General features: G+C 57.7%; 18 protein-coding genes. 8 read left to right on the forward strand and 10 right to left on the reverse strand.

Annotated features, from left to right (window positions below):
• Positions 1-11: 11 nt before the first annotated feature.
• Positions 12-881, reverse strand: a complete 870-nt coding sequence (locus tag BLT38_RS14725) for a Nif3-like dinuclear metal center hexameric protein (protein ID WP_083345858.1) — start codon at positions 879-881, stop codon at positions 12-14.
• Between the two features lie 31 nt (positions 882-912).
• On the reverse strand, positions 913-1638 hold the full coding sequence (locus tag BLT38_RS14730) for a hypothetical protein (RefSeq protein WP_083345859.1): 726 nt from the start codon (positions 1636-1638) through the stop codon (positions 913-915).
• 80 nt (positions 1639-1718) lie between these two features.
• Here BLT38_RS14730 and BLT38_RS14735 point away from each other — a divergent pair, with 80 nt between their 5' ends.
• A complete protein-coding gene (locus BLT38_RS14735; protein ID WP_083345860.1) occupies positions 1719-2033 on the forward strand; it encodes a DUF3861 domain-containing protein in 315 nt (104 codons plus the stop codon).
• Between the two features lie 39 nt (positions 2034-2072).
• Positions 2073-2318, forward strand: a complete 246-nt coding sequence (locus BLT38_RS14740; RefSeq protein ID WP_156785148.1) for a hypothetical protein — start codon at positions 2073-2075, stop codon at positions 2316-2318.
• Positions 2319-2371: 53 nt separating this feature from the next.
• Here the strand turns inward: BLT38_RS14740 and BLT38_RS14745 are convergent, their stop codons facing one another.
• On the reverse strand, positions 2372-5200 hold the full coding sequence (locus BLT38_RS14745) for an aconitate hydratase (RefSeq protein ID WP_083345862.1): 2829 nt from the start codon (positions 5198-5200) through the stop codon (positions 2372-2374).
• Positions 5201-5557: 357 nt separating this feature from the next.
• Here BLT38_RS14745 and BLT38_RS20990 point away from each other — a divergent pair, with 357 nt between their 5' ends.
• On the forward strand, positions 5558-7552 hold the full coding sequence (locus tag BLT38_RS20990; RefSeq protein ID WP_083345863.1) for a YXWGXW repeat-containing protein: 1995 nt from the start codon (positions 5558-5560) through the stop codon (positions 7550-7552).
• Between the two features lie 56 nt (positions 7553-7608).
• Here the strand turns inward: BLT38_RS20990 and BLT38_RS14755 are convergent, their stop codons facing one another.
• Positions 7609-8946, reverse strand: coding sequence for an Nramp family divalent metal transporter (locus tag BLT38_RS14755; protein WP_083345864.1), 1338 nt, complete (start codon positions 8944-8946; stop codon positions 7609-7611).
• Between the two features lie 64 nt (positions 8947-9010).
• Here BLT38_RS14755 and purD point away from each other — a divergent pair, with 64 nt between their 5' ends.
• A complete protein-coding gene (purD, locus tag BLT38_RS14760; protein ID WP_083345865.1) occupies positions 9011-10267 on the forward strand; it encodes a phosphoribosylamine--glycine ligase in 1257 nt (418 codons plus the stop codon).
• Between the two features lie 417 nt (positions 10268-10684).
• Positions 10685-12508, forward strand: a complete 1824-nt coding sequence (locus BLT38_RS14765; protein ID WP_083345866.1) for a 30S ribosomal protein S1 — start codon at positions 10685-10687, stop codon at positions 12506-12508.
• Positions 12509-12619: 111 nt separating this feature from the next.
• Here BLT38_RS14765 and BLT38_RS14770 read toward each other — a convergent pair whose 3' ends face one another.
• From BLT38_RS14770 to BLT38_RS14785, 4 genes are all read right to left on the reverse strand, one after another.
• Positions 12620-13519, reverse strand: coding sequence for a hypothetical protein (locus BLT38_RS14770; protein ID WP_083345867.1), 900 nt, complete (start codon positions 13517-13519; stop codon positions 12620-12622).
• A gap of 60 nt (positions 13520-13579) precedes the next feature.
• Complete coding sequence (locus BLT38_RS14775; protein WP_083345868.1) at positions 13580-13759, reverse strand: hypothetical protein; 180 nt, start codon at positions 13757-13759, stop codon at positions 13580-13582.
• Positions 13760-14152: 393 nt separating this feature from the next.
• Positions 14153-14770, reverse strand: coding sequence for an HNH endonuclease (locus tag BLT38_RS14780; protein ID WP_052200553.1), 618 nt, complete (start codon positions 14768-14770; stop codon positions 14153-14155).
• Between the two features lie 86 nt (positions 14771-14856).
• The gene (locus BLT38_RS14785; protein WP_172838289.1) at positions 14857-15591 is read right to left on the reverse strand and encodes a ComF family protein; all 735 of its coding nucleotides are present in this window, start codon (positions 15589-15591) and stop codon (positions 14857-14859) included.
• A gap of 521 nt (positions 15592-16112) precedes the next feature.
• On the opposite strand from BLT38_RS14785, the gene egtB reads away from it, so the two are divergent.
• Both egtB and egtD read left to right on the forward strand, forming a co-directional pair.
• The gene (egtB, locus tag BLT38_RS14790) at positions 16113-17432 is read left to right on the forward strand and encodes an ergothioneine biosynthesis protein EgtB (RefSeq protein WP_083345870.1); all 1320 of its coding nucleotides are present in this window, start codon (positions 16113-16115) and stop codon (positions 17430-17432) included.
• Positions 17433-17440: 8 nt separating this feature from the next.
• Positions 17441-18463, forward strand: coding sequence for an L-histidine N(alpha)-methyltransferase (gene egtD / locus BLT38_RS14795; protein ID WP_083345871.1), 1023 nt, complete (start codon positions 17441-17443; stop codon positions 18461-18463).
• A 49-nt stretch (positions 18464-18512) separates the two neighbouring features.
• On the opposite strand, the gene BLT38_RS20800 is transcribed toward egtD, so the two are convergent.
• Positions 18513-19190 carry a hypothetical protein gene (locus BLT38_RS20800; RefSeq protein ID WP_197674891.1) on the reverse strand — a complete coding sequence of 226 codons (678 nt, stop codon included), beginning with the start codon at positions 19188-19190 and terminating at the stop codon, positions 18513-18515.
• A 93-nt stretch (positions 19191-19283) separates the two neighbouring features.
• On the opposite strand from BLT38_RS20800, the gene BLT38_RS14805 reads away from it, so the two are divergent.
• Complete coding sequence (locus BLT38_RS14805; RefSeq protein WP_083345872.1) at positions 19284-21596, forward strand: GH92 family glycosyl hydrolase; 2313 nt, start codon at positions 19284-19286, stop codon at positions 21594-21596.
• Between the two features lie 78 nt (positions 21597-21674).
• On the opposite strand, the gene BLT38_RS14810 is transcribed toward BLT38_RS14805, so the two are convergent.
• The gene (locus tag BLT38_RS14810) at positions 21675-25208 is read right to left on the reverse strand and encodes a TonB-dependent receptor (RefSeq protein ID WP_083345873.1); all 3534 of its coding nucleotides are present in this window, start codon (positions 25206-25208) and stop codon (positions 21675-21677) included.
• Positions 25209-25265 lie beyond the last annotated feature (57 nt).

Below are 25265 nucleotides of genomic sequence, written 5' to 3' on the forward strand. Positions count from 1 at the left end.
AACTGCACAGGCTAGTGAGCAAGCCAGTAAGGCTCGCCTGCGGGAATGAAATCCACGCGCAAGCCTGGCATGGTCTTGCGCAACCAACTCGCAAAGTTATCCATGCCAGGTTCTTCACTGGTGTAGTGCCCCATCAGGATCAGCGCCTTGTGCCGTCCCTGCTGCTGAGCGTCCCACGCATAAGCAATGGTCTCCCACTCAGGAATCTCGCCGCCAACGAGTACTTCTACATCGTCGCGTTCCAGCGCTGCAATCTGCGGTGCAGGCCCCGGAGCACCCGGTGCATAAGCAATCTTCGTCACCTTCAGATTCGGATCGCCAATCACACGCACCACTTTAGCGCCGGTCTTCGAGCGCAATGAATCGGCAAGTGCACGCACCGTTGTGGGTGCCGTGGTGTACAGCATCGGCTCATGCGGATTGCGTTGCGCGGTCGCCCATCCCGCCTTCTGCTTCCAGCCTTCCATGATGAAGTCCGGCTGATGTGCGTGCGCTCCATCATGCCACCGGAAGACCACCAGTTTGTGATCCTGAATGTACTTCAGCTTCTCCTGATACACAGGATCGTTCTTGACCAGCGTGTCCTGATCCTGATGGTTGTAGAACGTCGGCTCATGCGTGATGACAAGGTTGTCGTGTGCGGCAACCGCTTTACGCAACACATCCATCGTGGGCGTCGCAGTCGTCGCAACACCAGTGACAACCGTTTGCGGATCACCTGCCTTAATCGTGTCCACCGTGTTCGACCCCGGCACAATCCCGGCAGCCTCACGCATCTTCGCAATCAACTGTTCCGCAGTAAGTGCCTGCTGTGCAGAGATACCAGTAGTAGCCAGCAACAATGCCGCCACCAACCATGATCGTTTCCCAACTGAATGCATCGGCACGCCTCTCCCTTATCCCGGCAGCATGTTACTGCATACGCTGCATCGCCTTCAGGTACGCTTCGTTTTCTGCTTTGTAGATCGTCTGCAGATCACGCTCTCCATGCACAGCCTGCTCTGCAATAGCGTGAATTGTTGCAAAGTTAAGCGCAATGCTGCGCGCCTGATTCTGCTGCGCCGCCAAGGCAGCCATGTACCGACGCACATCATCCGGCGTCGCGTCCTTCCACGTATTCGCAGCCGCACCCGGCACACCAAAGCGCGCGGTGAATTCATTCAGACTGCTGCCCGCCTCATCCAGCACGTTAAACGACGCTGTCAGATTCTGGATTGGACCATCCACTTCAGAAAAGACACGAATCTCGTCCTCAGACAATAGAGCCAATCGGCCGCTTGCCTTTGCAGCCTGATAAGAGGGATCGTTTGGCTGATCCCAATCCGCAACACCCGGCAGCTCCGGCAAGGCAGGAATCGCGTTGTGATGCAGAAAAGCATCCTGCGTCTGTCGGATCACACGAGCGTCGCGCGCCACCATGGCCTCGTAATAGCGCTGCGCGCCTTCCGCATTCGTCGCAATGATTTCAAGATCGCGTTGAATGCCTTCACGCACTTCATGCCGCTGATGCTGGCGGTGCAGCCACTCCGCACTTTGTTCCAAAACAATGGCAATCATCAACCCCAAAACAACGATGCCCATGTGAATGAAAAACTGTCGCCAGGTCATCACTGGTTCTTCTGGCACATGCACTTCCATTTGCTCGCGGCTCCTTAAAGCAAGTGTTCAAGGAACACCATACCCGAATCCCGCGCCACACTCTCTGCGTCGAATGAGGTATGGATCAGTATCGTTACAAGCTGACGTTAGAACGCGTGGCAGGCAAAGACGGCGTAGTGCGTGGAAACACCGACGACAAGGTCACCTTTGAGGCCTACAATCACGACGACCTCTTCAACATCCTCGAACGCCAAAAAGCGAAGGGCCTATGGGATGACGACACTGCAGCCCAACTCGCCATCGGCTTCAAGATGTTCGCAGAAGTTGCACTGCACCACCGCAACGATCCACTCTTCGAGCCACTGATGCCCCACATCAAAGAATTCATCGGCCGTCTTAAGGCGCTACCCGCCAAGAGCGAAACGACAGAGTAGCCCCGGCCCTTTCCAGTACACTTCCTGCTGGAGTCAGCAATGAAAACAATACTTCGCCGAATCGTGCCGTGCCTGCTTCTACCACTGACAGGATGCAGTGCAACCAGTGTCATCACAGGCCAGCGATTCGTACTGGTAAACGACCCCAGCGGGATATCGGACAAGATCCCCGTCGGCACACTTGCCATGGATACACGCACCGGACAGCTCTGCTACACCATCAGCGGCAATGCTGCAGGAGCACCTGCACTGCCCATGTGTACCGATCTGGCCAAGAAGAATTAGCAACGACAAAGGCCCGGATCACTCCGGGCCCTCCTGCCGCGTTCGTGGATTGCTTATGCCTTACCAGCCAACTGACGCAGCACATACTGCAGAATGCCGCCGTGCTGGTAGTACAGGATCTCCTGCGGCGTATCGATGCGAACGGTTGCCGGAATGTGCAGCACAGTACCGTCAGCCTTCTTTGCTTCCACGGTGATCTGCTTGCCGTTCGCAAACTTCGCGTCCAGCATGTCCTTCAAGCCAGGAACCGAGTACACCTCTTCGCCCGTCAGGCCCAACGATTCCACATTGTCACCTTCCTGGAACTGCAGAGGCAAAATGCCCATGCCCACCAGGTTCGAACGGTGAATGCGTTCGTAGCTCTCTGCCAGCACAAAACGAATGCCAAGCAGACGCGGCCCCTTCGCAGCCCAATCGCGCGAAGAACCAGAACCATATTCCTTACCAGCAAGAATCGCCAGCGGCGTGTTGCGCTTCGCGTACTCGACCGACGCATCGTAGATGCTCATGCCGGTCCCTTCCGGCAGCAGACGAGTCACACCGCCCTCTGTTCCCGGAGCCAGCTTGTTGCGCAGACGCACATTCGCAAACGTGCCGCGCACCATCACCTCATGGTTGCCGCGACGCGAACCGTAGCTGTTGAAGTCTGCGGGCTTCACGCCGTTCTCAGTCAGATACTTGCCTGCGGGACCGTTCAGCTTAATCGAGCCAGCGGGCGAGATGTGATCGGTCGTAACTGAATCACCCAGCACCGCAAGCACGCGAGCATCATGAATGTCCGTTACCGGCGTGGGGATTGCGGGCATGCCGTCAAAGTACGGAGCCTGACGAATGTACGTGGAGTCAGCCTCCCATCCATACACATCACCCAGCGGGAACTTCAGCGCCTGCCAGTTATGATCGCCATCGCTGACAGTGCTGTACTGCGTACGGAACATCTCTGCATCAATGCTGTCGTTCACAGTCTTGTTGACTTCTTCCTGCGTCGGCCAGATGTCCTTCAGGAAGACATCGCTGCCATCCTTGCCCTTGCCGATGGGTTCGTTGTCGAAGTCAAAATCAATGCGGCCAGCCAGCGCGTAAGCAACCACCAGCGGCGGCGACATGAGATAGTTCGCGCGCACATCTGAGTTGATACGGCCTTCAAAATTACGATTTCCCGAGAGCACACTCACTGCAACCAGCCCATGCTCTTCAATCGACTTCGACACATCCGTGGGCAGCGCACCGGAGTTGCCAATGCAGGTGGTGCAACCATAACCAACCGTGTTGAAGCGCAATGCGTCCAGATACGTCTGCAGACCAGCCTTGTTGTAGTAGTCGGTCACCACGCGCGAACCCGGCGCAAGCGATGTCTTCACCCACGGCGGTGTCTGCAAGCCCTTCTCAACTGCCTTCTTCGCCAGCAGACCAGCAGCCAGCATCACGTACGGATTTGAAGTATTCGTGCACGACGTGATCGCCGCAATCACAATGCTGCCGTGATGCAGATACGGATCAACGTCAATACCAAAGCGATCCTTGATCGACGGGATCGGCTCGTTCGCTTCTACCAGCACGCCGTCCTTACCCGGCTCCGGCGCACCCACCGCAGACTCAATGGAGCCATCAGCCGACGGATGTCCGCCCTCACCCTGCCAACGCACAATCTGACGATCGCCCTTGGTGTTCGCATTCGGGCCATACAGCGAAGGCAACTGCTTCGCGAACGACGCCGCGGTCTGCGACAGCGCCACGCGATCCTGTGGACGCTTCGGTCCGGCAACGCTCGGCTCCACCGTCGCCAGATCAAGTTCCAGCGTGCTGCTGTACTGTGCTTCGGGCGCGTCGGCGGTGTGGAACATGCCCTGCGCACGGTAGTAGTCCTCAACCAGCTTTACCTGCTCATCCGTGCGTCCGGTCAAGCGAAGATACGCTAGCGTCTCCGCATCCACAGGGAAGATGCCGCACGTCGCGCCATACTCAGGAGCCATGTTCGCAATCGTTGCGCGATCAGCCAGCGGAAGCTCGCTGATACCGCTGCCGAAGAACTCCACAAACTTGCCGACAACACCATGCTTACGCAGCATCTCGGTCACAGTCAGCACCAGATCGGTAGCCGTGGTTCCCTGCTTCAGCTTGCCCGTCAGGCGGAAGCCCACCACCTGCGGCACCAGCATCGACACCGGCTGGCCCAGCATTGCAGCCTCGGCTTCAATGCCACCAACACCCCAACCCAGAACGCCCAGGCCGTTGACCATCGTCGTGTGGCTATCGGTACCAACGCAGGTATCGGGATACGCTTCACCGCCCGGCGTTGTAAACACAACGCGCGCCAAATACTCCAGGTTCACCTGGTGGCAGATGCCCATGCCCGGCGGCACCGCGCTGAAATTGTTGAACGCGCTCTGTCCCCACTTCAGGAAGGCGTAACGCTCGCGATTGCGTTGAAACTCCAGCAGCGAGTTGATGTCATACGCGTTCTTCAAGCCGTACTCATCCACCTGCACCGAGTGGTCTATAACCAGTTCCGCAGGGATCAGCGGATTAATCTTCTCCGCATCGCCGCCCAGCGCCTTCATGGCATCGCGCATCGCGCCCAGGTCCACAATTGCCGGAACGCCAGTGAAGTCCTGCATCAGCACGCGTGCAGGCATGTAGGCGATTTCGCGCGAGGGCTCAGCCGTGGGCTGCCATTTGGCGAGGAATTCAATGTCATCGGCGGTAACCGTTACGCCATCTTCGCGGCGTAGCAGGTTTTCAAGCAGAACGCGCAGCGAGAAAGGCAGGCGCGACAGCTCCACACCCTTTTCTGCCAACGAATCCAGCCGGTAATAGGTGTAGCTTTTGCCGCCCGAGGTAAGTGTGGCGCGGCTTGCGAAAGTATTCAGCGAAGTGCTCATGTGTCAGTCCTCAATCGCGCCTGTGCAAAGGCGCGAGGTCTGGCCGCAGACCATGTGGCATTCGCAACGCGAAGCCTGGCCCGGGCGGCTGTGGCAATCAAGAGTAGCAAAACGAGAGCGATGCAGAGTTACAGGGAGATCCGGCCGCGATCATGCCTGCCGCGGCGGAAACGCTTCAACCTCATCAGGGAGCGGTCCATAGCCTCTATCGTAACGCGGAACGGGTACTCTTCAACAGTGCCCAAGAAAAGGGAAATAGTTTCTCGCAACCCTTTGCCTCTGACCGGGTTTGATTCATGCAGGATGGGGATCAACGGCAGAGAGCTTCGCGGCATCTGACCATCCCTGAGGATTTTTATGAAGAACGTATCGCTCTACCGGTCTGCAGTACTTATTTCCTCGCTGGGGCTCCTCCTGACAGGATGTCGCAGCAACGCGGCCAATCCCGCGCCTATCGTGGACGGCAACGCCGCCGCCACCGATCCTGCCAATGCGAACCTGCTGCCAACACAGGTGGCCGGTGTCAGCTACGCCGCCATGCCCCAGAGCAACGGCACCAGCTACGCCCCGCAGGCTGCGCCACAAGCCGCACCACAGTCCGGCCGGAACACCCAAAATGAATCGCTGCAATACAACACCACGCCGCCTGCCTATCAGGGCGACGATCAGCAGCAACAACCGCAGCAGCCCGTCTACGACAACTCGCAGCAGCAGCCACAGCAATACAGCAACGGCCAGCCATACACTGACCAACAGGCTGCCAACGCCGCGGAATACGACGAATACAACGCCCTGCTCGATCCTGACGTTCCTGCTGCAACAGAACCGCCTCCCCCATTGCCCCAGGACTATGAACAGCCTGTAGCTCCCGGCCCCGACTATATGTGGACACCCGGCTACTGGGATTACGCAACCGCCGGTTACTACTACGTCCCCGGAGCATGGGTTGCGCCTCCCTACGTCGGTGCGCTGTGGACCCCCGGATGGTGGGGCTGGTACGGCAGTCGGTATCGCTGGCACCACGGCTATTGGGGCCAGCACATCGGCTACTACGGTGGCATCAACTATGGCTTCGGCTATATCGGCTTCGGCTACCAGGGTGGCTACTGGAATAACAATCACTTCTGGTACAACACCGCGGTTAATCGCGTGCAGCCAGGAAGAGTGAACAACTACGTCTACAACCGCCGCGTTGAGGTCATAAACAACACGTACATCAATAACTCGCGTGTCTCCTACTACGGCGGCAACGGCGGTCTGCGCCGCGGTCCGGCTCCGCAGGAATTCGCTGCAGTCCGTGAACAGCGTGTGCCTCCCATGCAGTCGCAGGTGCAGAATCGTCAGGCTGCCATGCAGAACCGTGCGCAGTTCTTCCAGCAGAATCGTGGTCGCCCCAACATGGTCACGACGTCACAACCTCTGCAGGCACAGCGCGGGATCGTTGCGCCTCCCCGGACCATGTCACCCATGCCGGGAAACAATCTGCACCCCGGACCGAATGGCTTCAACGGCGCGCTGCCTGCCAATGCAACGCCGCAGCAGCGTCAACAGTTCGAACAGCAACGTCAGCAGTTCAACAACCAGCAGCGCATGCAGCAGCAGAACATGAATCCGCAGCAGCGCCAACAATTTGAACAGCAGCAGCACGTCCAGCAGCAGAACCTGCAGAACCAGCAGCACATGCAACAGAACATGAACCAGCAGCAGCGCCAGCAGTTCGACCAACAGCAGCGCGTGCAACAGCAGAATCTGCAGAACCAGCAACACCAGCAGCAGGAACAACAGCGCCAGCAACAACAGAACCTACAGAACCAACAAAACCAGCAGCGCCAACAGCAGGAGCAACAGCGCCAACAGCAGCAGAACACTCAGAATCAGCAACGCATGCAGATGGAGCAGCAGCACCAGCAACAACAAAACCAGCAGCGGCAGCAGGATCAACAACGTCAACAGGATCAGCAACGCCAGCAGCAGATGCAGCAACAGAACCAGCAACGCCAGCAAGAGCAACAGCGTCAGCAGGAACAGCAACGCCAGCAGCAGGTGCAGCAGCAGCGTGACCAGCAGCAGCAACAACAGCGCGCTCAGGAACAGCAGCGTCAACAGCAAGCACAGCAACAACAGCGCCAGATGCAGGACCAGCAACGCCAACAGGTCCAACAACAGCAACAGCGCATGCAGGAGCAGCAGCGTCAGGCGCAACAGAATCAACAACGCCAGATGCAACAACAGGTACAGCAACAACACCAGATGCAGCAGCAAATGCAGCATCAGCAACAGCAGATGCAACACGCAGCCCCGCCACCACAGGCACCTCACGGAGGCGGCGGAGGCGGCGATCATCGCCACTAAGCTGTCGTACTAAAGAAGGAAACTTATGAGGCCGCGCTGAAAGGTGCGGCCTCTTCTTATGCGGTGAACATCTGCCAGAGCAGCACGCAGTTCAGCCCGATGATGAGCATCGCCACCGTCCATCCCGCAACCGCTGTCGCACGGTTATTGCAGAACTCGCCCATCACACTCTTCTTGCCCGTCAGCATCAACAGCGGCACCAGCGCAAACGGAATGCCGAAGGACAACACCGCCTGCGATAGCAGCAACACCTTCAATTCATCCAACCCCATCGCAATCACCACAAGCGCAGGAATGATCGTAATCAGGCGACGCAGATAGATAGGAAACTTAACATGCAGGAATCCCTCAATCACCACCTGCCCCGCCAACACACCGATGGTGGACGAGGACAAACCACTGCACAGCAGCGCCACCGCAAATGCGACCTGCGCCATCGGCCCCAGCAGCGGTCCAAGCGTCTGGTGCGCGCCTTCCAGCTTGCTGATAGCGCCTTCGCCCACACCACCCAACGCCGCAGCCGCCATGATCAACATCGCTGAATTGATCAGCCACGCACCATTCATCGCAAAAATGATGTCGATGCGTTCAAAGCGCAGATAACGCCGACGGAAGTCTCGCAAACGACCTGCTGCCTGCGCACGATTGGCACCACCGCTAACGCCATGCTCCACAAATGTCGTCAGGCGCGGCTGCATCAGTGACGAATGCAGATAGATCACATGCGGCATCACCGTCGCTCCCAGCATGGCCACGGCAATGTACAACGTCTCGTGATTCAGGTGCGGCACAAGCGTTCCACGCACCGCCTGCGACCAATCCGGATGCACCAGGAAGATCTCAATCGCGTAGCAGAAACCAATCGCACTGACCAACGCAATGATCACGCCCTCAAAATGCCGAAAGCCACGCTGTTTCAGAGCGAGCAACAGAAACACAAACACCGTGGTCGCCAACGCAGCAAGAAACATCACTGTGGTGCGGCTCATGCCATGCGCCAGGAAGTAAGGCCCCACCAACAGATAAAAACCAAGCGCCGCGCCAAGGAACTCGGCCAGATCCGTAGCAATCGCGCTGATCTCCGCGCCAACCCACAACAGCCACACCACAGGCTTTGAGAAATGTTCGCGGCAACACTCCGGCAGCGTATGCCCCGTCGCAATACCCAGCTTTGCCGACAGGTATTGCACCAGCATGGCCATCGCATTCGACCACAGCAAAACCCACAGCAGCGTGTAGCCATACTTGGCTCCGCCTACGATGTTCGAAGCAAAATTGCCGGGATCGATATAAGCCACAGATGCCACAAACGCCGGACCAAAGAAGGTCCAAAGCTCGCGCAGTGTGATGCGCGGCTCGGCTTTCTCTTCCGGAATGGCGATCTTTAGGCTCACCTAAATAAAGCATAGCAGTTTCTCCACCCACCTTCCACGCAAATCCCGCGAGATACTAGAGACCATGAAGGTTCTGGTGATTGGCGCAGGCGGCCGTGAACATGCCATCTGCTGGGCGCTGCGGAAGTCCGCGCGTGTAAACGAACTGGTGTGCGCACCGGGCAACGCAGGCATTGAAACCATTGCAAAATGCCTACCCGTAAAGCAGGACGATGTGGCCGATATGCTCCGCGTCACCGACGCTGTGCAACCCGATGTAGTCGTGATCGGCCCGGAAGTCCCCCTCGCCGCAGGTATTGTGGACGCGCTCCATGAACGCGGCATCCGCGTCTTCGGACCCACGCAGGCCGCCGCACAGCTAGAAAGCAGCAAGGCCTTTACGAAGGACTTTCTCCAGCGCCACAACATCCCTACTGCCCGTTACGTCACAGTCCATACCTTGGAAGAAGCGCAGACGGCCCTGCCAGAGTTCTCGCTCCCCGTGGTCCTGAAGGCCGACGGCCTAGCCGCAGGCAAGGGCGTCATCATCGCCACCACTTCCGCCGAAGCCGACGCCGCCGTCCAGGAACTGCTCCCCATGAACGGCTCGCTCGTCATCGAGGAATTCCTCACCGGCGACGAACTGAGCGTCTTCGCCCTCTGCGACGGCACACACGCCACCATCATTGCCGCCGCGCAGGATCACAAACGCATCGGCGAAGGCGACACCGGCCCCAACACCGGCGGCATGGGTGCCTACTCCACAGACCTGCTGCTGCCCGACGACCTCAAAACCTGGGTGCTGGAAAACGTCGCTCAGCCCACCGTCGACGGCATGAAGTTAGAGGGATACCCCTTCCGCGGTATCCTCTTCATTGGCCTCATGATGACGCCGAACGGCCCTAAAGTCCTTGAATTCAACACCCGCTGGGGCGATCCGGAGACAGAAGCCATCCTCCTGCGCCTTGAAACTGACTTCCTCGACCTCGTCGATGCTTCCATTGACGGAACGGCGGACAAGCTGGACATCCGCCTAAAGCCGGGCGCAGCCATCAGCGTTATCCTCGCCAGCGCAGGCTACCCCGCAAGTGCAGAAAAGGGCGTGGTCATTCACGGGCTGGACGTCCCCCCGCCAGCTAGTGTGGAAGTCTTCCACGCCGGCACCGCCCGCAATGAAGCAGGGGAAGTTGTCACTGCAGGCGGCCGTGTTCTGGCCATCGCAGCTGAGGCCGAAAACCTACGCCGCGCCGCCGGAAAGGCCTATGACGCCGTCTCCGCCATCTCTTTTAAGGGTATGCAAATGCGCCGCGACATCGGCTGGCGCGCCCTCAACAGGGAATAACTGACGATCTTAAAGAGCTGTTCATAAACGGAGTGAGGGAGAGCCGAAATATCAGCTCTCCCTCCCTCCGTTTCGTATCACGCACGTTCGTTAACCCTCTGGCCGTTTCTGGCGCTTGCCCTCGCGAGCTTGATTTCATTGACCCACACCCTTTTCGAGTCCTATACTTAAAGCAAGCTCTGGCGCTTTGGGGATTTGCGCGGGCTACCTTGGACAATTCGCTCTTGCGGTTTCAACCAGCGGCGCCCGCGCGCCGTCTGCTAACACATCGAAACACGTTTCAGCGCACTGCCGGTAGTGGCCCCCTTTTGAATCCTTAAGGCACTGCGGAGCGTCAATAGCTGGGTGGCTGCCCGATGCCATCCCCCGCTAAATTCTGAAACTGAGAGCAAACCTCTGAGCACCGAACTGGAAACCATGCCGACCGAAACCACCACTCCTGACAACCAGCACGAAGCCCCCGAAACCGTAGGCGCAAACCACCTGGTTACGCCCGCACCGGAAACCACCACCGCTGACGACGACATCGATTACGATGCAGCCGATTTTGCTGCTGCGCTCGAAAGCTTTGACCGTGAGCAGGCCGAAGAGAAGGCCGCTGCCTCTTCCGCCATGGAAGAGGACAAGGTCATCACCGGCACCGTGGTGAAGATCACCGACAAGCACGTTGTTGTCGACATCGGACTCAAGTCCGAGGGTCTGATTCCGAAGGAGCAGGTTCTGGATCACACCGGCGAGCCGAAGCTGGCCGTGGGCGATGCAGTGGAAGTTGTGGTTGAGCGTGAAGAGTCAGAGGGCGGATACCTCGTCTCCTACGAGAAGGCTCAGCGTCACCGCCTGTGGGATCAGCTCGAGAAGGCTGCTGCAGACAAGACCCCTGTGACCGGTACGGTTCTGTCCCGCGTTAAGGGTGGCCTCACCGTTGACATCGGCGTGAAGGCATTCCTCCCCGGTTCGCAGGTGGAGATTCGCCCCGTTCGCAACCTGGACACCTACCTGGGCCAGCAGCTCGACGTTCGCGTCATCAAGCTGAACAAGAAGCGCGGCAACGTAGTTATCTCCCGAAAGGAAATCCTTGAGGAAGAGCAGAACGCCAAGAAGTCCGTCACGCTGGAGACCCTCGAAGAGGGAACCGTGCTGACCGGCGTTGTGAAGAACCTGACCGACTACGGCGCATTCGTTGAGCTGGGCGGCCTTGACGGCCTGCTCCACATCACCGACATGAGCTGGGGTCGCCTCACCCACCCGCGCGATCTCGTGCAGGTTGGCGACGAGATCCAGGTGAAGGTCCTCAAGTTCGACAAGGATAAGCACCGCGTTTCGCTCGGATTCAAGCAGCTCACGCCTGATCCGTGGCTCGACGCAACCGAGCGTTACCCCATCGGTGCACAGGTAAAGGGCCGCGTTCTGTCCGTGACCGACTACGGCGCATTCGTTGAGCTGGAGCAGGGCATCGAAGGCCTGGTCCACGTCTCGGAGATGACCTGGTCCAAGCGCATGAAGCACCCCTCGAAGATGGTTAAGCCCGGCGATGAAGTCGACACCATCATCCTCCAGGTAAACCCGAACGATCGCCGCATCTCGCTTGGCATGAAGCAGCTGCAGGACAATCCGTGGGAGCAGTTGGAGAACAAGTACCCCACCGGTGCAACGGTTGAAGGTCGCGTCCGCAACCTGACCGACTTCGGTGCATTCATCGAGATCGAAGACGGCATCGACGGCCTGGTTCACGTTTCGAACCTCAGCTGGACGAAGCGCATCAAGCATCCTTCGGAAGTTCTGAAGAAGGGCGAGAAGGTTAAGGCAGTTGTTCTCGGTGTTGAGCCGGAGAACCGTCGCCTCAGCCTCGGCGTGAAGCAGCTCGAGCCCGATGTATGGGATACCTTCTTCGCTCAGCACCGTGTTGGCGATGTGGTCAAGGGCAAGGTTCTTCGCACCGCACAGTTCGGCGCATTCGTTGAGATCGCCGAGGGTGTTGAAGGTCTGTGCCACGTCTCCGAAGCAGTTGACGAGACCGGCAAGCAGGCGGAACTTCAGGTTGGTTCTGAGCACGAGTTCAAGATCGTGAAGATGAGCCCCGAAGAGAAGAAGGTTGGCCTCAGCCTCCGTGGTATCGGCGAAGAAGCCAGCCGCGAAGAGGTGGAGAGCTACAAGACTCCTTCCTCCAGCTCCTCCAGCAGCTCGTCCTCCAGCACCACGCTGGGCGACCTCATCAACTGGAAGCGCTCCGAGCGCGAGTAACTCTCGCCTCACGCAACATCAGAAGGGCCACCCGCAAGGGTGGCCCTTCTGCTTTACGATCAAGCGCAATCAACGAACAGAAAGCGAGCAATGAATAGGAAGCGCTTGCTTCTACTTCCCTTTTTCTTTCTCGTCGGAAGTGTCGGGAGTGTTCATCTTCTCAGAGGCGCGATGGAAGATCTCAATCTCTGCCGCGGCAAAGGCATCCGGCGGCACTCCGCCAATCGCGACAAAGCCCGGCTCTGCTCCAAACTGCTCCGCAATACGATTCCAAGCATGGAACGGCGACGTAGTAGCAAGAAGCACAAACTTACGCTTTGGCTCAGGCCGGCTGAAATACCAGATCCAGATCAGTTGAGCGATCCAACCCACCAGGATTTGCACGATGGCATAGGGCCGATACAGATAACGCTGCTTGAACAGCGATGGCGCCTGAATGGTTGTAACCAGCGAAGTGATCACCAGTCCAAAGCTCACACCGAACACACGGCTCTTTAAGGACAGGCCCATGGGACGGATCGCCAGGCAGACAAAGATCACCAGGCTCACGGTGAGGGTACCGCTGATGCGCTGCAGCTCCGTCACCAGCCCCACGATCACCTGGCCGCCTACGACGGAAGTTGCATGTGCAGCATCCAGGGCAAGGAAAGAGGAGATCGCGAAGATCCACCAATACACAATATTCCCAAGCTGCTGCAGGCCTTTCAGGGGCCGCATCGCTTCGCGCAACACGAAATACGTCATCAGCACAGCGAATATCGCTTGCAGTGCGAAGCAGGAATAGAAGGTATAGAAGTAAATGATGTAGGCCATCTTGGCGGTGATGGCGTGTTCCCTGCCATGCGCTCGAAGCCACTCCAGGGTAAAGAAAGGGATTGTCTGCCAGTTGCTGACAATCAGCATGGGCCAGTAGCTCTTCAGTTCACCCGCTCGAATCAGGAACATCAAAGCAACAACGCTCAGCGCAATCTCTATTGCGCTGAGCGTGTTGTAGAGCGGGAACGTGGACACCAGAATTCTCCTTGAGCAAGAGCATACCAAGGAGCAGCGTCTCAGCTGACCCGATAAAACTTAGTCGTAGATACCGCAGCCATTCGGATCTCCCGGGGGGCACGACGGCGGGGGGATAGACGCAGCAGTAGCAGTCGTCTTCTTCGTGGTTTTGGTCTGTGCGTTTGCAGATCCGGTTGAAGCAGCGCCCAGCATCAGCAGGAGCGACATCACGGCAGAGGTAACAACGGTCTTCTTCATTTAGGGTAGTCCTCCAAGACTCTTCCGGAATTTCCTCCCGGGCAAGACTTACCCTAAGTGACCGAAGACGGCGCGTCCATTCATTACGAAAACGTAGTAAGGCCTATAACAAACGCAGTTACTGAAGTCATTCAACGACAGGTCAAAAACCCATCAGAACGGAGAAATACCTGAAATTCGGAGAATCCCTGTGCACATAGAACTACCTCGTGGTGACCGGTGCACATCCGGCGGCACTCGCTGCGCTCTTTGTTTGGCGGGAGGCTACTGCTCTAATCGGCAGTCTCGTGCAAGTCTTGAAGTTAAGACAGGGAGATATTAAGAAGAACTTATCAAAAAGAACAGCGCTCCTCCACAAAAAGAGCGCTGTTTGGTATCAGATTTGAGAACTTCTTATGCTTCAAAGTACAAATACTTTCGCCACGCTGCATCTCCAGACCCCAACATTCGCATAATGTGTCGGGAAGTATGCAAAGAGAACGGCCTTGGCTCACGCATCAGCTTCATATCCTGCAGCTCATGTAATAGCTGGTTTCCTTTGCGACGGTTGCAATCATGGCAACACGCCACCAGGTTTTCCCATGTGGACGTGCCCCCACGCGAGCGCGGCAGAACATGGTCCAACGTCAGTTCGCTGGCAGTCAGAATGCAGCCGCAGTACTGACACGTGTTCCGATCGCGAAGAAGAATGTTCTTGCGCGATAGCGCGCGTGTCTGGTGCGGAATGCGACGATACTCCAGCAGACGAATCACAGACGGCATAGGCATGCGGATGCAGGCGGCATGCAGCGTGTGACCATGCTCCTCTTCCGTGCGTGCCACACCTTTCAGCACCAGCACCAGCGCACGACGCGCACCACAGATGTTGATGGGTTCATAGGAAGCGTTCAATACCAGCACCGGTGTCTGCAGCGTGGTTCCCCCACGACGCGGACGCGGATCCTCACCGGGTGGAGTAAGGGTGTGGCACTTAGCGAGCGACTTCTGCTTACGGGCTTTGGCGGAATGCATCTCGAGCACTGCTCCTTGCGAAGGGTGATATCGATCTGTTCGTGCGTGCCTGTCGTTCTTACGTCTCTCTTTGCACCGGCAACTAACTACTGAACCGGATGCGGGTAAATCGGGTTTCCAAAATGCTTGTGCGACGAATACTCCGTGCCATGCGCCGGTGCGGTCCACAACACAGGGATCTGACTACCAGCACGAGCCAGCGTGACCACTCGCACACTCTCAGCTCCTGCGGCCAACAACACTTCCGTGCATTCCGTTACAGTGGCGCCGGTGGTATATACGTCATCCACCAGCAGGACTTGGCGTCCGCGAACGGAGCCTCGCACCTGAAACGCGCCGCGCACATTCTCGCGACGCTCTTCGGGTGACAAACGGTATTGCGACTCTTTGTGATGAACGCGCCTCAACCGGTGCGGGGCCAGCTCCATCTTCCAGAGCGGGCGTCGACGCTGCACAACACGCATTGCAGCATCCGCAAGCAGGAGACTTTGGTTGTATAAACGGCGGCGCCGGAACAACGGCACGGGAATCACCAGTAGCGATTCCGGCATACCCTCTGCCTGCTCCAGGATGGCTTCTGCCAGCAGGCCTCCCATGGGCAGAGCAAGCGAACGTACGTTTCCAAACTTGAACAGCCGAAGCGCATGTCGCATCAACTCGTAAGAACCAAAAGCTGTCGCGCGTGCGAAAGGCGGCGGGGTTTCGCTGCAATCAGCACAAAGAACGTCGTCGCTGAACTCCTGGTACGACGGCTCATATCCCAACGGCTCCGCACAGCGATAGCAGCGGCCACCCAGGCGGCCACTCGCAACGGATGCCATACACGCGTCGCACAGCGGAACCAGCCGTCCATCCGCCAGCGAACGAGCGCGGCAAAGACGGCATCGCCCAGGGGCGAGAAACGCGGCGGCAGAGTGGAGAGCGGAGCGGATCAGCGAGCGGGGCGAGACGAAATTCGTGGCGCAGGAAGTACTATCTGCTGCCATTGTCACTTCGAATTCAGGACCTGCGTACAACGTCTCGGAGAAGACGCACCTCGCTGGTATTGTCCCCTGCGAAGCCCTGGAATTGCCTGTAATTTCCGGCCCAGGACGGCATGGGGATGTATTTGATGGCAGTATATGCCGCTTCGCGCCTCCCGCGAAAGAGGCACGCCAACGAGAATCCGAAAAGATTCCACCGCCATCTACGGATCATGCCGCCGAAAACTTTTTTGTGGCGCACGCTCCATGAGAAGGAAGAACATAGTGCGTCAAATCTGCATCCAATCCACCTGCGACATCATCTTCCTCTCTACCCAGTCCGCGCACCCACTCAATCCCTTGCCTGAGGTCCCAAGCGAATGGCCACCACTGTTGTTTCAAAGGTCGTAAGTCCCGTGCAAGCCACGTTGCTACAACGCTTTCTGGCCGCACGCCAGGCGACGGAAGACGCCTGCCGCACGCTGACCGCCGAGGATCAGATGGTGCAATCCTGCTCGGAAGCCAGCCCAACGAAGTGGCATCAGGCGCACACAAGCTGGTTCTTTGAGACCTTTGTGCTCACGCCATTCCTCCGCGGCTACCAGCCATTCCATCCCGATTTCCATTGGCTCTTCAACAGCTACTACCGCAGCCTGGGCAATGAAATTCCAGAAAAAAAACTTCGCGCATCGTTCTCGCGCCCGTCTCTGGAAACCATCGTCGGCTTCCGTGCGCATGTAAATCGCCACGTCGAAGAACTGCTGCAGCAAGACAACGTACCCGACGACGCATTGCGCCGCATCGTCCTCGGCATCCAGCACGAACAGCAACATCTCGAACTGCTATTGACTGACATCAAGCACGCCTTCTTCACCAATCCCCTGCACCCCATCTATCGCGAAGCCCAGCAAACAGCAGACGCAGAAGCCACACCTTCACGCTGGGTCGAGTTTGAAGGCGGCATACAGCAGATCGGATATCCCCTCAACACGGCAGATCCGCTCGACTTCTGCTTTGACAATGAAACCCCGCAGCACCGCGTCTACCTGCAGCCTTACGCATTAGAAAACCGTCTCGTCACCTGCGGCGAATATCTCGCCTTCATGAACGACAACGCCTACACGCGCGCCGAACTCTGGCTCAGCGAAGGCCTCGACACCATTGAAAGTGAAGGCTGGGAGTCTCCCCTTTACTGGCAACGATGTACGGATGACAGCACAGGCTGGCGCATCTTCACCCTCGGCGGATGGCGTGGCCTGTCCACCATGCTGGCCACGCCGGTATGCCACGTAAGCCTGTTTGAAGCCGATGCCTACGCTCGCTGGCGTGGTTGTCGACTCCCAACCGAAGCGGAATGGGAATACGCAGCAAACGAAGCCGCCATGGAAACCACCGGTCTCTTGGAACAGGGCGGACTCCATCCCGTCGCCGCCACCTCTGACGGCCTCACGCAAATGCTGGGCTACACATGGGAGTGGACCGCCTCCGCATACACCGGCTATCCCGGTTACGCCCCACTTCCCGGCGCGCTCGGTGAATACAACGGCAAGTTCATGTCCAGCCAGATGGTGCTTCGCGGAGGCTCCGTCGCAACCCCTGCAAGCCACATCCGCACCGCCTATCGCAACTTCTTCACGCCGGGAACACGCTGGCAGTTTTCCGGCATCCGCCTGGCACGGGCTTTCTCACACAACGAATAGGATCATCGGTGAGCACAACTCTTTCCACTCCTGAGCTTTTCACGCCGCCCCTCGCCAACCCCGTGCAGGAAGCCGTTGCTACGGCAGTGCTTGAAGGCTTGTCCTCCACTCCAAAGTGGCTGCCCGCCTGGTTGTTCTACGACGCAGAAGGCTCGCGTCTGTTTGAACGCATCACCACGCTGCCGGAGTACTACCCCACACGCACCGAACGCGCCATCTTCGCAGGCTATGCGGATGGCATCATCGACACCGCCATCCGCACATGGCAAAAGACGCATCCCGGTCGCACCGGTCGCCTCCGCATTATCGAACTCGGCGCAGGAACCGCAACCAAAACAGGCATCCTGCTTGACGCCGCAGTGCGTCGCCAAGGCCAGACGGAATATCTACCCATCGACGTATCCGAGTCGGCGATGGCAGAAGCATGCGCTTCCATGGAACGCGTTCAAAGCGGAGTTACCGTATCGCCACAGGTAGCCAACTACGTCACGGATGCGCTGGAAATCCCGCAGCATAACGGCCCAACCATGGCGCTCTACATCGGCAGCAGCATCGGCAACTTCGATCCGGAGGAAGCAGCAACCATCCTCTGCAATCTGCGCAGACAGTTGCAACCGGGCGATACGCTGTTGCTCGGCACAGATATGGTCAAGGATCGTCGCAAGCTTGAAGCGGCATACAACGATCACGATGGCGTGACAGAAGCCTTCAACCTGAATCTGCTGCGCCGCATTAATCGCGACCTTCGCTCCAACTTTGACCTCGCGCGCTATCGCCACGTGGCTCTGTGGAACGAAGATCAGTCACGCATTGAAATGCACCTGCAATCGCTACGCGAACAGACGGTTCGTATTCCTGCGCTGAATGCATCCTTCCACTTCGCAAAGGGCGAAACCATCCACACCGAGAACAGCTATAAGTTCACCAGCAAATCCATCGCATCGCTGCTGCGCAGTGCAAGCTACGAACCCGTTGAGCAGTGGACAGACGAACAACATTGGTTCGCCGTCACACTGGCGACAACGGAATAAGAATGGGCTGCCTCGAAAGGCAGCCCAAAACATTTGCAGCAAACATCTCTTAGTTCACTAAAGCTGTCACCAAATCCATCACGTCTGCAATGATGCGCGTGGTTGGGTTATAGGCGACCATGTAGCCGTCATAGTAGCCATACTGATACCCCGGAGGCGGTGGTGGCATCCCTCTCCAGTACGAAGACGGCACCGGACGAATCGAGTAGTTGCGCGGGATCGTGTATCCCGGCACAAACGGCGGACGCTTGCGATTGCGATAACGCATAGCATCCGAGCGATAGTGCTGCGCCATTTGATTGCGATAGTGCTGATCAAACTGGAAGTTAGGCCGTCCCGGACCACCTTGCGGAGGACGCTGCGGCGGGCGTTGATTGTTCTGCGGTGGACGCTGCGGTCCCGGCTGCGGTGGTCGCTGATTATTTTGAGGAGGACGCTGGTTATTCTGCGGTGGCCGTTGTCCGTTTTGCGGTGGACGCTGATTTCCTTGCTGTGGCGGCCGTTGTCCATTCTGCGGCGGCCGTTGTCCATTCTGCGGCGGACGCTGGTCTCCATTCTGCGGAGGACGTTGGCCGTTCTGCGGTGGACGCTGCTGACCATTCCCCGGTCCCTGCTGTCCCGGCGGAGGACCACCCTGTCCCGGCTGCGCGTTCACGTAGCCCGGACTCACAACAACTGCGGCTGCAAGCGCAACTGCAGGCAGAAAACGCTTTCGATCAAATGGCATGATTCGCTCCCGATCTCTGGTTGGATGCCATGAAACGGTAAACAGTGCCTGACGATTCTATCTGCCCATCGCACGGGTTTACTCTGAAGCGGCATGCGTTTCTCATCTCTTCACACACTCGTCGCGTGCAGCCTGCTTCTATTGGCTGCGGCCCACGCACAGCAATCGCCCGTTGCTGCAGTCGATCCCTTCATCGGCACCGGCCCTGAGGGTCACACCTTCCCCGGAGCAGCAGTGCCCTTCGGCATGGTGCAGCTCTCACCCGACACACAAATCCGCCCCTTCAAACAAAGCTACAAATGGGCCGCCGGATATCGCTATGAAGACACCACCATCCTCGGCTTCTCGCACACACATTTCTCCGGCGCGGGCCACTCTGACTTGGGCGACGTTCTTCTGCAACCCATCAGCGGCGATGTAAACCTCGAACCCGGCGATGCAGACCACCCCGGCTATCGCTCAAAGTTCAATCACGCGTCTGAAAAAGCATCGCCCGGCTACTACGGTGTAACGCTGGAAGACTACGGCATCAAAGCCGAACTCACCGCGACCACGCGCGTCGGCGTACATCGTTATAGCTACCCCGCCAACAAGTCCGAGCACATTCTCCTCGACCTGCGCTCCAGCATCTATAACTACCCCGGCAAAGTTCTGTGGTCGCGCCTGCGCGTTCGCAACGACGGCACCATCACCGGCATGCGCGAAACCCGCGGTTGGGCACCCGGACGCCAGCTTTACTTCGCAATCCGTTTCTCACAGCCGCTCACCGCGCATCATCTCTACAACCGCGAATCGCAGCCCATTCTCTACAACGGCTTCAAAACACCCGGTAACACACCGGAAGACACGCAAAGCATGGAAGGCCGTGGACTCATCGGCGTCTTTGACTTTGCCTCCTCTCCCAAGCCTTTAGTTGTGAAGGTAGCCATCTCGCCCACCAGCGAAGACGAAGCCATCGCCAACATGGACGCGGAAGTCCCCGCATTCGATTTCGACGCAGCCCGTAAAGCAGCCACCGCACAGTGGGAAAAGGCACTCAGCGCAGTCGAAATCACTGCGAACGCCGACACACGCAAGAGCCTCTACACCGCGCTGTATCACACACTGCTCTCGCCCTCTGTCAGTATGGACGTCGACGGCAGCTATCGCGGCCCCGACAATCAGGTCCACAAAGCAAACGGCTTTAACTTCGTAAGCAGCCTCTCGCTGTGGGACACCTATCGCGCAGAACAACCGCTGATGACGCTCCTGCAACCCGCATCGCGCACTGCCGATCTCGCGCAGTCCATGCTCGCCTCGCAAAAGGAAAGCCCCTTCGGCATCCTTCCCGTCTGGCAGTTCCAGGGTATTGAAACATGGTGCATGATCGGCTATCACGCAGTGCCCGTCCTCGCCGACGCCATCGCCAAAGACATCCCCGGCTTCGACAAGAACGCCGCACTCGACGCCATGATTGCATCCGCAAAGTACGCGCCCTACGGCAACCTCGGCGCATACATGAAGCTCGGCTACGTCCCCGTCGACAACGATCAGGAAGCCGCATCGAAGACCGTCGAATACGCCTTCGACGACTGGACCATCGCAAAGACCGCAGAAAAACTGGGCCGCAAAGACATCGCCACCGAGTTCTACAAACGCGCACAATACTGGCGCAATAACTTCAATACCAAAGACGGCTTCGTAGAACCGCGCCTCGCCAACGGCAACTACCGCACGCCCTTCGACCCCACCAAGGCGGGCGCAAACAGCGGCTTCACTGAAGGCAATGCATGGCAATACTCTTGGTATCAGCCGCAGGATGAACTCGGCCTCATCAAGTTACTCGGCGGCCCCGATAAGTTAGTCGCAAAACTCGACGAAATGTTCGATCAGAAAGTCGATCCTGCCAAGTACGCTGACGTGGAAGACATCTCCGGCATGATCGGCCAGTACATCCACGGCAATGAACCAAGCCACCACCTGCCCTATCTCTACATGTACGCCGGTCAACCGTGGCGCACACAGGCACGCCTCAAACAGATCGTCGATTCGCAATACAAACCCGCACCCGACGGCCTCGTAGGCAACGACGACCTCGGTCAAATGTCCGCATGGCTATTCTTCACATCACTCGGCTTCTATCCCGTCGCGCCCACCAGCAATGAATACGTCATCGGCAAACCCTTCGTCGATCACGCAGCCATGCACCTTCCCAACGGCAAAACCTTCACCATCACCGCTGAAAACCTAAGCGATACAAACGCCTTCGTGCAAAACGTCACACTCAACGGCAAACCACTCGATCGCAGCTTCCTCACCCACGACGAGCTGATGAACGGCGGCGAACTTCACTTCGTCATGAGCACCAAAGAAAAAGCAGCATGGTCCATGAAGAACCACACCGCACCTTACTCCATGACAAAGTAAGAAACGACAAAACAAAAAGGCCGCGATGAAAACTCATCGCGGCCTTTGCGCATTTAGCGCGTTTATGACTTATTGCACTTAGAACATTGCCTTCAGTGCGAACTGGATCACGCGCGGCGTAAACGTGCTGGTGATAATGCCACCAGCGTTCGGCGCTGCGCCCTGTGTACCAGTCGGGCTCGAAGGCAGGTACAGGTTGGTGTGATTGAACACGTTGTACAACTCCGACCGGAACTCAACCTTCAGGCTCTCAATCGGCGTGACGAACTTCTTGCTCACGCTCATGTCCGTCTGATACAGCGCAGGCGAACGACCCGCATTACGCGACAGGTTGCCAAACGGCGACTGCAGCGTACCAGCCGCATTCGTGATCGAAGGCAACACAAGCGCGTTGTAGTTGATGTACTGGATATAGCCCGTTGTGGGCTGCTTCACACTGCGACCCTGCGTCAGAGGCACACCCGCCACACGGTTCGGACGATACAGGTTCACACCACGATAGCTTGCCGTGATCTGCGTTGAAGCAAGCTGTGCGGAGTTCGGCGAATACGTGATGTTGAATGGCGTACCACCCTGCGCCGTATTCACGCCGCTGATCTGCCAGTCGCCAAGAATGAAGTTCTCGACCGAGTTCATGTTGCCGCCGAACTTACGGCCACGACCAAACGGCAGCTCATACACCAGGCTGGTCACGTTAATCACAGGCGTGTTGTAGTCGCTCTGCGCATACTCGCGTGACAGGTTGCTCGCATCCTGCGGCGAAGGCGTGTTGCCTTCCAGCGATGCGCTCGCATTATCCAGTGAACGCGACCACGTAAAGCTGTTCAGCAACGTAAGACCGGCAACCATACGCTGCTCGTAACGAACCTGCAGCGCGTTGTAGTTGCTCATCGACTGGTTCAACGCTTCCGTAATGTCTGAGCTCCAGTTGCTGAACGGACGCGAATACAGCGGCGCAGCTGTCGTGCCACCCAGCACCGTACGCTGGTTGCCATTCAGAATGCCTTCCAACTTCACGCCGTGGTTGCCCACATACGCAACGTCCACAAGGGCGTTCTTAAACAGCTGACGCTGAATCGCCAGGTACCAGCTCTGCACGTAGCTATCGCGCGTGTTCTTCGGTCGCCACGTAATGTTGTCCGTCGCGGGATTGAAGTTCGTCGTCAATCCTGTCGGGAATCCCTGCTCCATCGTCGCGTAGCAAGTAGGCGTCGTTGCACCAATCGGCACCATGTTTGGTGGCAGCGGCGTCGTGCAGTGGTTCGTAGCGCTAGGGTTAATCTGCGTCACTGAAGCAAACTGCGCCTGCGGCGCGTTGATGGCGATGATGTCGCCCGAACCCGCACGCGTGTAGTGCACATAGCCAATGCCGAAGCCACCACGAATCGCCGTGTTCGGAGTTGCTGCATAAGCAAATCCAACGCGCGGTGCAAAGTCATTCAGATCAGGATTCACCAGCGTCTTGCCATACGTTCCGCCCAGGTTGCTCACCGGCGTAATGCCGTTGCCCGCAACCGCTCCCGGAGACAGCGTCAACACTGTCTGCGAAGTCGGATCCCAATTCGAAATGTAGTTATCCTTTTCCGAATAAGGCGAGCCGTACTCCCAACGCAGACCAAGGCTCAGCGTAAAGTTGTTCGCCACCTTCCAGTCATCCTGCGCATACACGCTCTGCATCGTCTGCCGCAGATGCGCCTCAAAGTAGTTCGACTGCGCAAAGCTGCTGGTCAAACCAAACAGGAAGTCTGCAAAGTAGGTATCCGCAATCTTAGCGCTGGACTGTGCCACCGGAGCGTTCGTAGCCGATGAGCAAGTGTTTGAGGTTCCCGGAATCACCGTGCCTGCCGGGCATGCGCTGTATCCGCCACCAAATGCAAACTGGCCATACAGTGGGTTGTTATCCAGTACGCCCATCCAGATCTTTTCCCACTCATAGCCAAACTTCAATGAGTGCGATCCCTTCACCCACGTGTAGTTGATCTTTGGATCAAGCAACGACGGGTTCTGGAACTGGGGGTTTGTTGTCTGACGTCCAAAGCCGGTGAAGCCGCCAGAGATACCAATCGCAGGCAGACCGCCCGCAATGTTCGCCGCTGTAGGCAGGCCAGGAATGTTGAAGTTCTGCGAACCAATGCTCAGAGGCGTCTTGCCAGCCTTCGTCTTCGAAATACCAAGACGAACGTCCAGCACGCGGTTCGGTCCAAAGATACCCGTGTAACCAAGCGCAATCTGCTGATTCAGGATGCGCTGCGGTCCGGACGACTGTCCATCCAATGGCTCAGGAATGGTGGGATTGTTCGTGCCCGTTTCCTTACGCTGACTTACGCGAACAAAGTAGCGCGACGACGCATTCGGCGCATAGTCCAGGCGCAGATCACCCTTGTCGCCATAGTCCTTGAACGGAACCAGCACAGCATAATTCGCGGCAGCCTGTCCGGTCGTTGGAGAACCCGAAACCGGCAACCCGGAAATGCCCTTGAACGCATTCGCAATCTGCACTGCAAGCGGATTCATCGCACCGGTTGGAATCGGCGTGCCTGCGGGATACACCACGGAAGGGTTCAACGGATTACGAACCGGCGTCACAAAGATACCGTTCAGTTCGTTCTGTGTCGGCAGTGTCAACACGAACAACGGCTTCGTGATCGAGCGCAGACCCTCGTAATCCAGGAAGAAGAAGAACTTGTCCTTGAAGATCGGTCCGCCAATGTTGCCGCCAAACTGGTTACGGTTCGTCGTCGGCTTACGGAACGGCACATTGCCTGTCGGCGGCTTGAAGAAGCCAGCAGCATTCAGGCTCGTATTGCGAAGAAAGTCATACAGCAAACCGTGGAACTGGTTGCCACCTGACTGCGATGCCACGTTGATCGTCGCGCCAGAACCGCGACCATACTCCGCGCTCTGGTTGTTCGTCACCACGCTGAACTGCGCAACACTGTCCGGCGGCACTGAGATGATCTGGTTATCAAAGCCCTGGTTTGATTCGCCGTAAGCGTTGTTATCCATACCATCGAGCAGGAAGTTATTCTGCACGGAACGCTGGCCGTTCACGTTGTACGCGCCCAGACGAACCAGCGCGTTTCCGTTGCTCGACGTAGTAGCTGCACTCGGCGCCTGGCGCACACCCGTCACCAGCCCCATAAAGTCGGAGTAGTTACGGCTCACCAATGGCAGCGCGGCTGTCTGGTAGTTCGTGATCGTCTGATCGCGTTGCGTGGACTCTGTCTCCACCTGCACCGCAACGTCCGTCACCTGGATCACCGTCTCGTCGCCGCCCACCTTCAGGCTCAGGTCGATGCGCTGACGATTACCCACTGCAACTGCAATCTTCTCAGCCACAGCCTTTGAGAAGCCCGGCGCAGTCGCCGTAATGGTGTACACGCCAACACGAATCTGCGGCACATCGTAGTTGCCATCCGCATCCGTCTTTACATGGCTGGTAATGCCCGTAGCCGTATTGACCACGGTAACGTCAGCATTCGGAACCGCAGCGCCAGAAGCATCACGAATCGTGCCCAGCAAGCTACCGTTTTCATACTGCGCGAGAGAGACAACAGGCGCGGACACACACACGGCCGCAAGGACCAGCGAGGAGACTACACGATTACGCATATAACCCTCAACTTAGGTGGGAACCGTAAAAGGACAGCGAAACCACGGTCAATACAA

The sequence above is a fragment of the Terriglobus roseus genome, from assembly GCF_900102185.1.
Lineage (GTDB): Bacteria > Acidobacteriota > Terriglobia > Terriglobales > Acidobacteriaceae > Terriglobus > Terriglobus roseus_A.

What these genes read in the sequence shown, in the direction of transcription:
- purD (WP_083345865.1), top strand. Translation starts at nt 9,011, where the DNA reads ATGAAGGTTCTGGTGATTGGCGCAGGCGGCCGTGAACATGCCATCTGC.
- BLT38_RS20800 (WP_197674891.1), bottom strand. Translation starts at nt 19,190, where the DNA reads ATGCCATTTGATCGAAAGCGTTTTCTGCCTGCAGTTGCGCTTGCAGCC.
- BLT38_RS14780 (WP_052200553.1), bottom strand. Translation starts at nt 14,770, where the DNA reads ATGCATTCCGCCAAAGCCCGTAAGCAGAAGTCGCTCGCTAAGTGCCAC.
- BLT38_RS14735 (WP_083345860.1), top strand. Translation starts at nt 1,719, where the DNA reads ATGGATCAGTATCGTTACAAGCTGACGTTAGAACGCGTGGCAGGCAAA.
- BLT38_RS14785 (WP_172838289.1), bottom strand. Translation starts at nt 15,591, where the DNA reads ATGGCATCCGTTGCGAGTGGCCGCCTGGGTGGCCGCTGCTATCGCTGT.
- BLT38_RS14810 (WP_083345873.1), bottom strand. Translation starts at nt 25,208, where the DNA reads ATGCGTAATCGTGTAGTCTCCTCGCTGGTCCTTGCGGCCGTGTGTGTG.
- BLT38_RS14765 (WP_083345866.1), top strand. Translation starts at nt 10,685, where the DNA reads ATGCCGACCGAAACCACCACTCCTGACAACCAGCACGAAGCCCCCGAA.
- BLT38_RS14775 (WP_083345868.1), bottom strand. Translation starts at nt 13,759, where the DNA reads ATGAAGAAGACCGTTGTTACCTCTGCCGTGATGTCGCTCCTGCTGATG.
- BLT38_RS20990 (WP_083345863.1), top strand. Translation starts at nt 5,558, where the DNA reads ATGAAGAACGTATCGCTCTACCGGTCTGCAGTACTTATTTCCTCGCTG.
- egtB (WP_083345870.1), top strand. Translation starts at nt 16,113, where the DNA reads ATGGCCACCACTGTTGTTTCAAAGGTCGTAAGTCCCGTGCAAGCCACG.
- BLT38_RS14745 (WP_083345862.1), bottom strand. Translation starts at nt 5,200, where the DNA reads ATGAGCACTTCGCTGAATACTTTCGCAAGCCGCGCCACACTTACCTCG.
- BLT38_RS14725 (WP_083345858.1), bottom strand. Translation starts at nt 881, where the DNA reads ATGCATTCAGTTGGGAAACGATCATGGTTGGTGGCGGCATTGTTGCTG.
- BLT38_RS14730 (WP_083345859.1), bottom strand. Translation starts at nt 1,638, where the DNA reads ATGGAAGTGCATGTGCCAGAAGAACCAGTGATGACCTGGCGACAGTTT.
- BLT38_RS14740 (WP_156785148.1), top strand. Translation starts at nt 2,073, where the DNA reads ATGAAAACAATACTTCGCCGAATCGTGCCGTGCCTGCTTCTACCACTG.
- BLT38_RS14805 (WP_083345872.1), top strand. Translation starts at nt 19,284, where the DNA reads ATGCGTTTCTCATCTCTTCACACACTCGTCGCGTGCAGCCTGCTTCTA.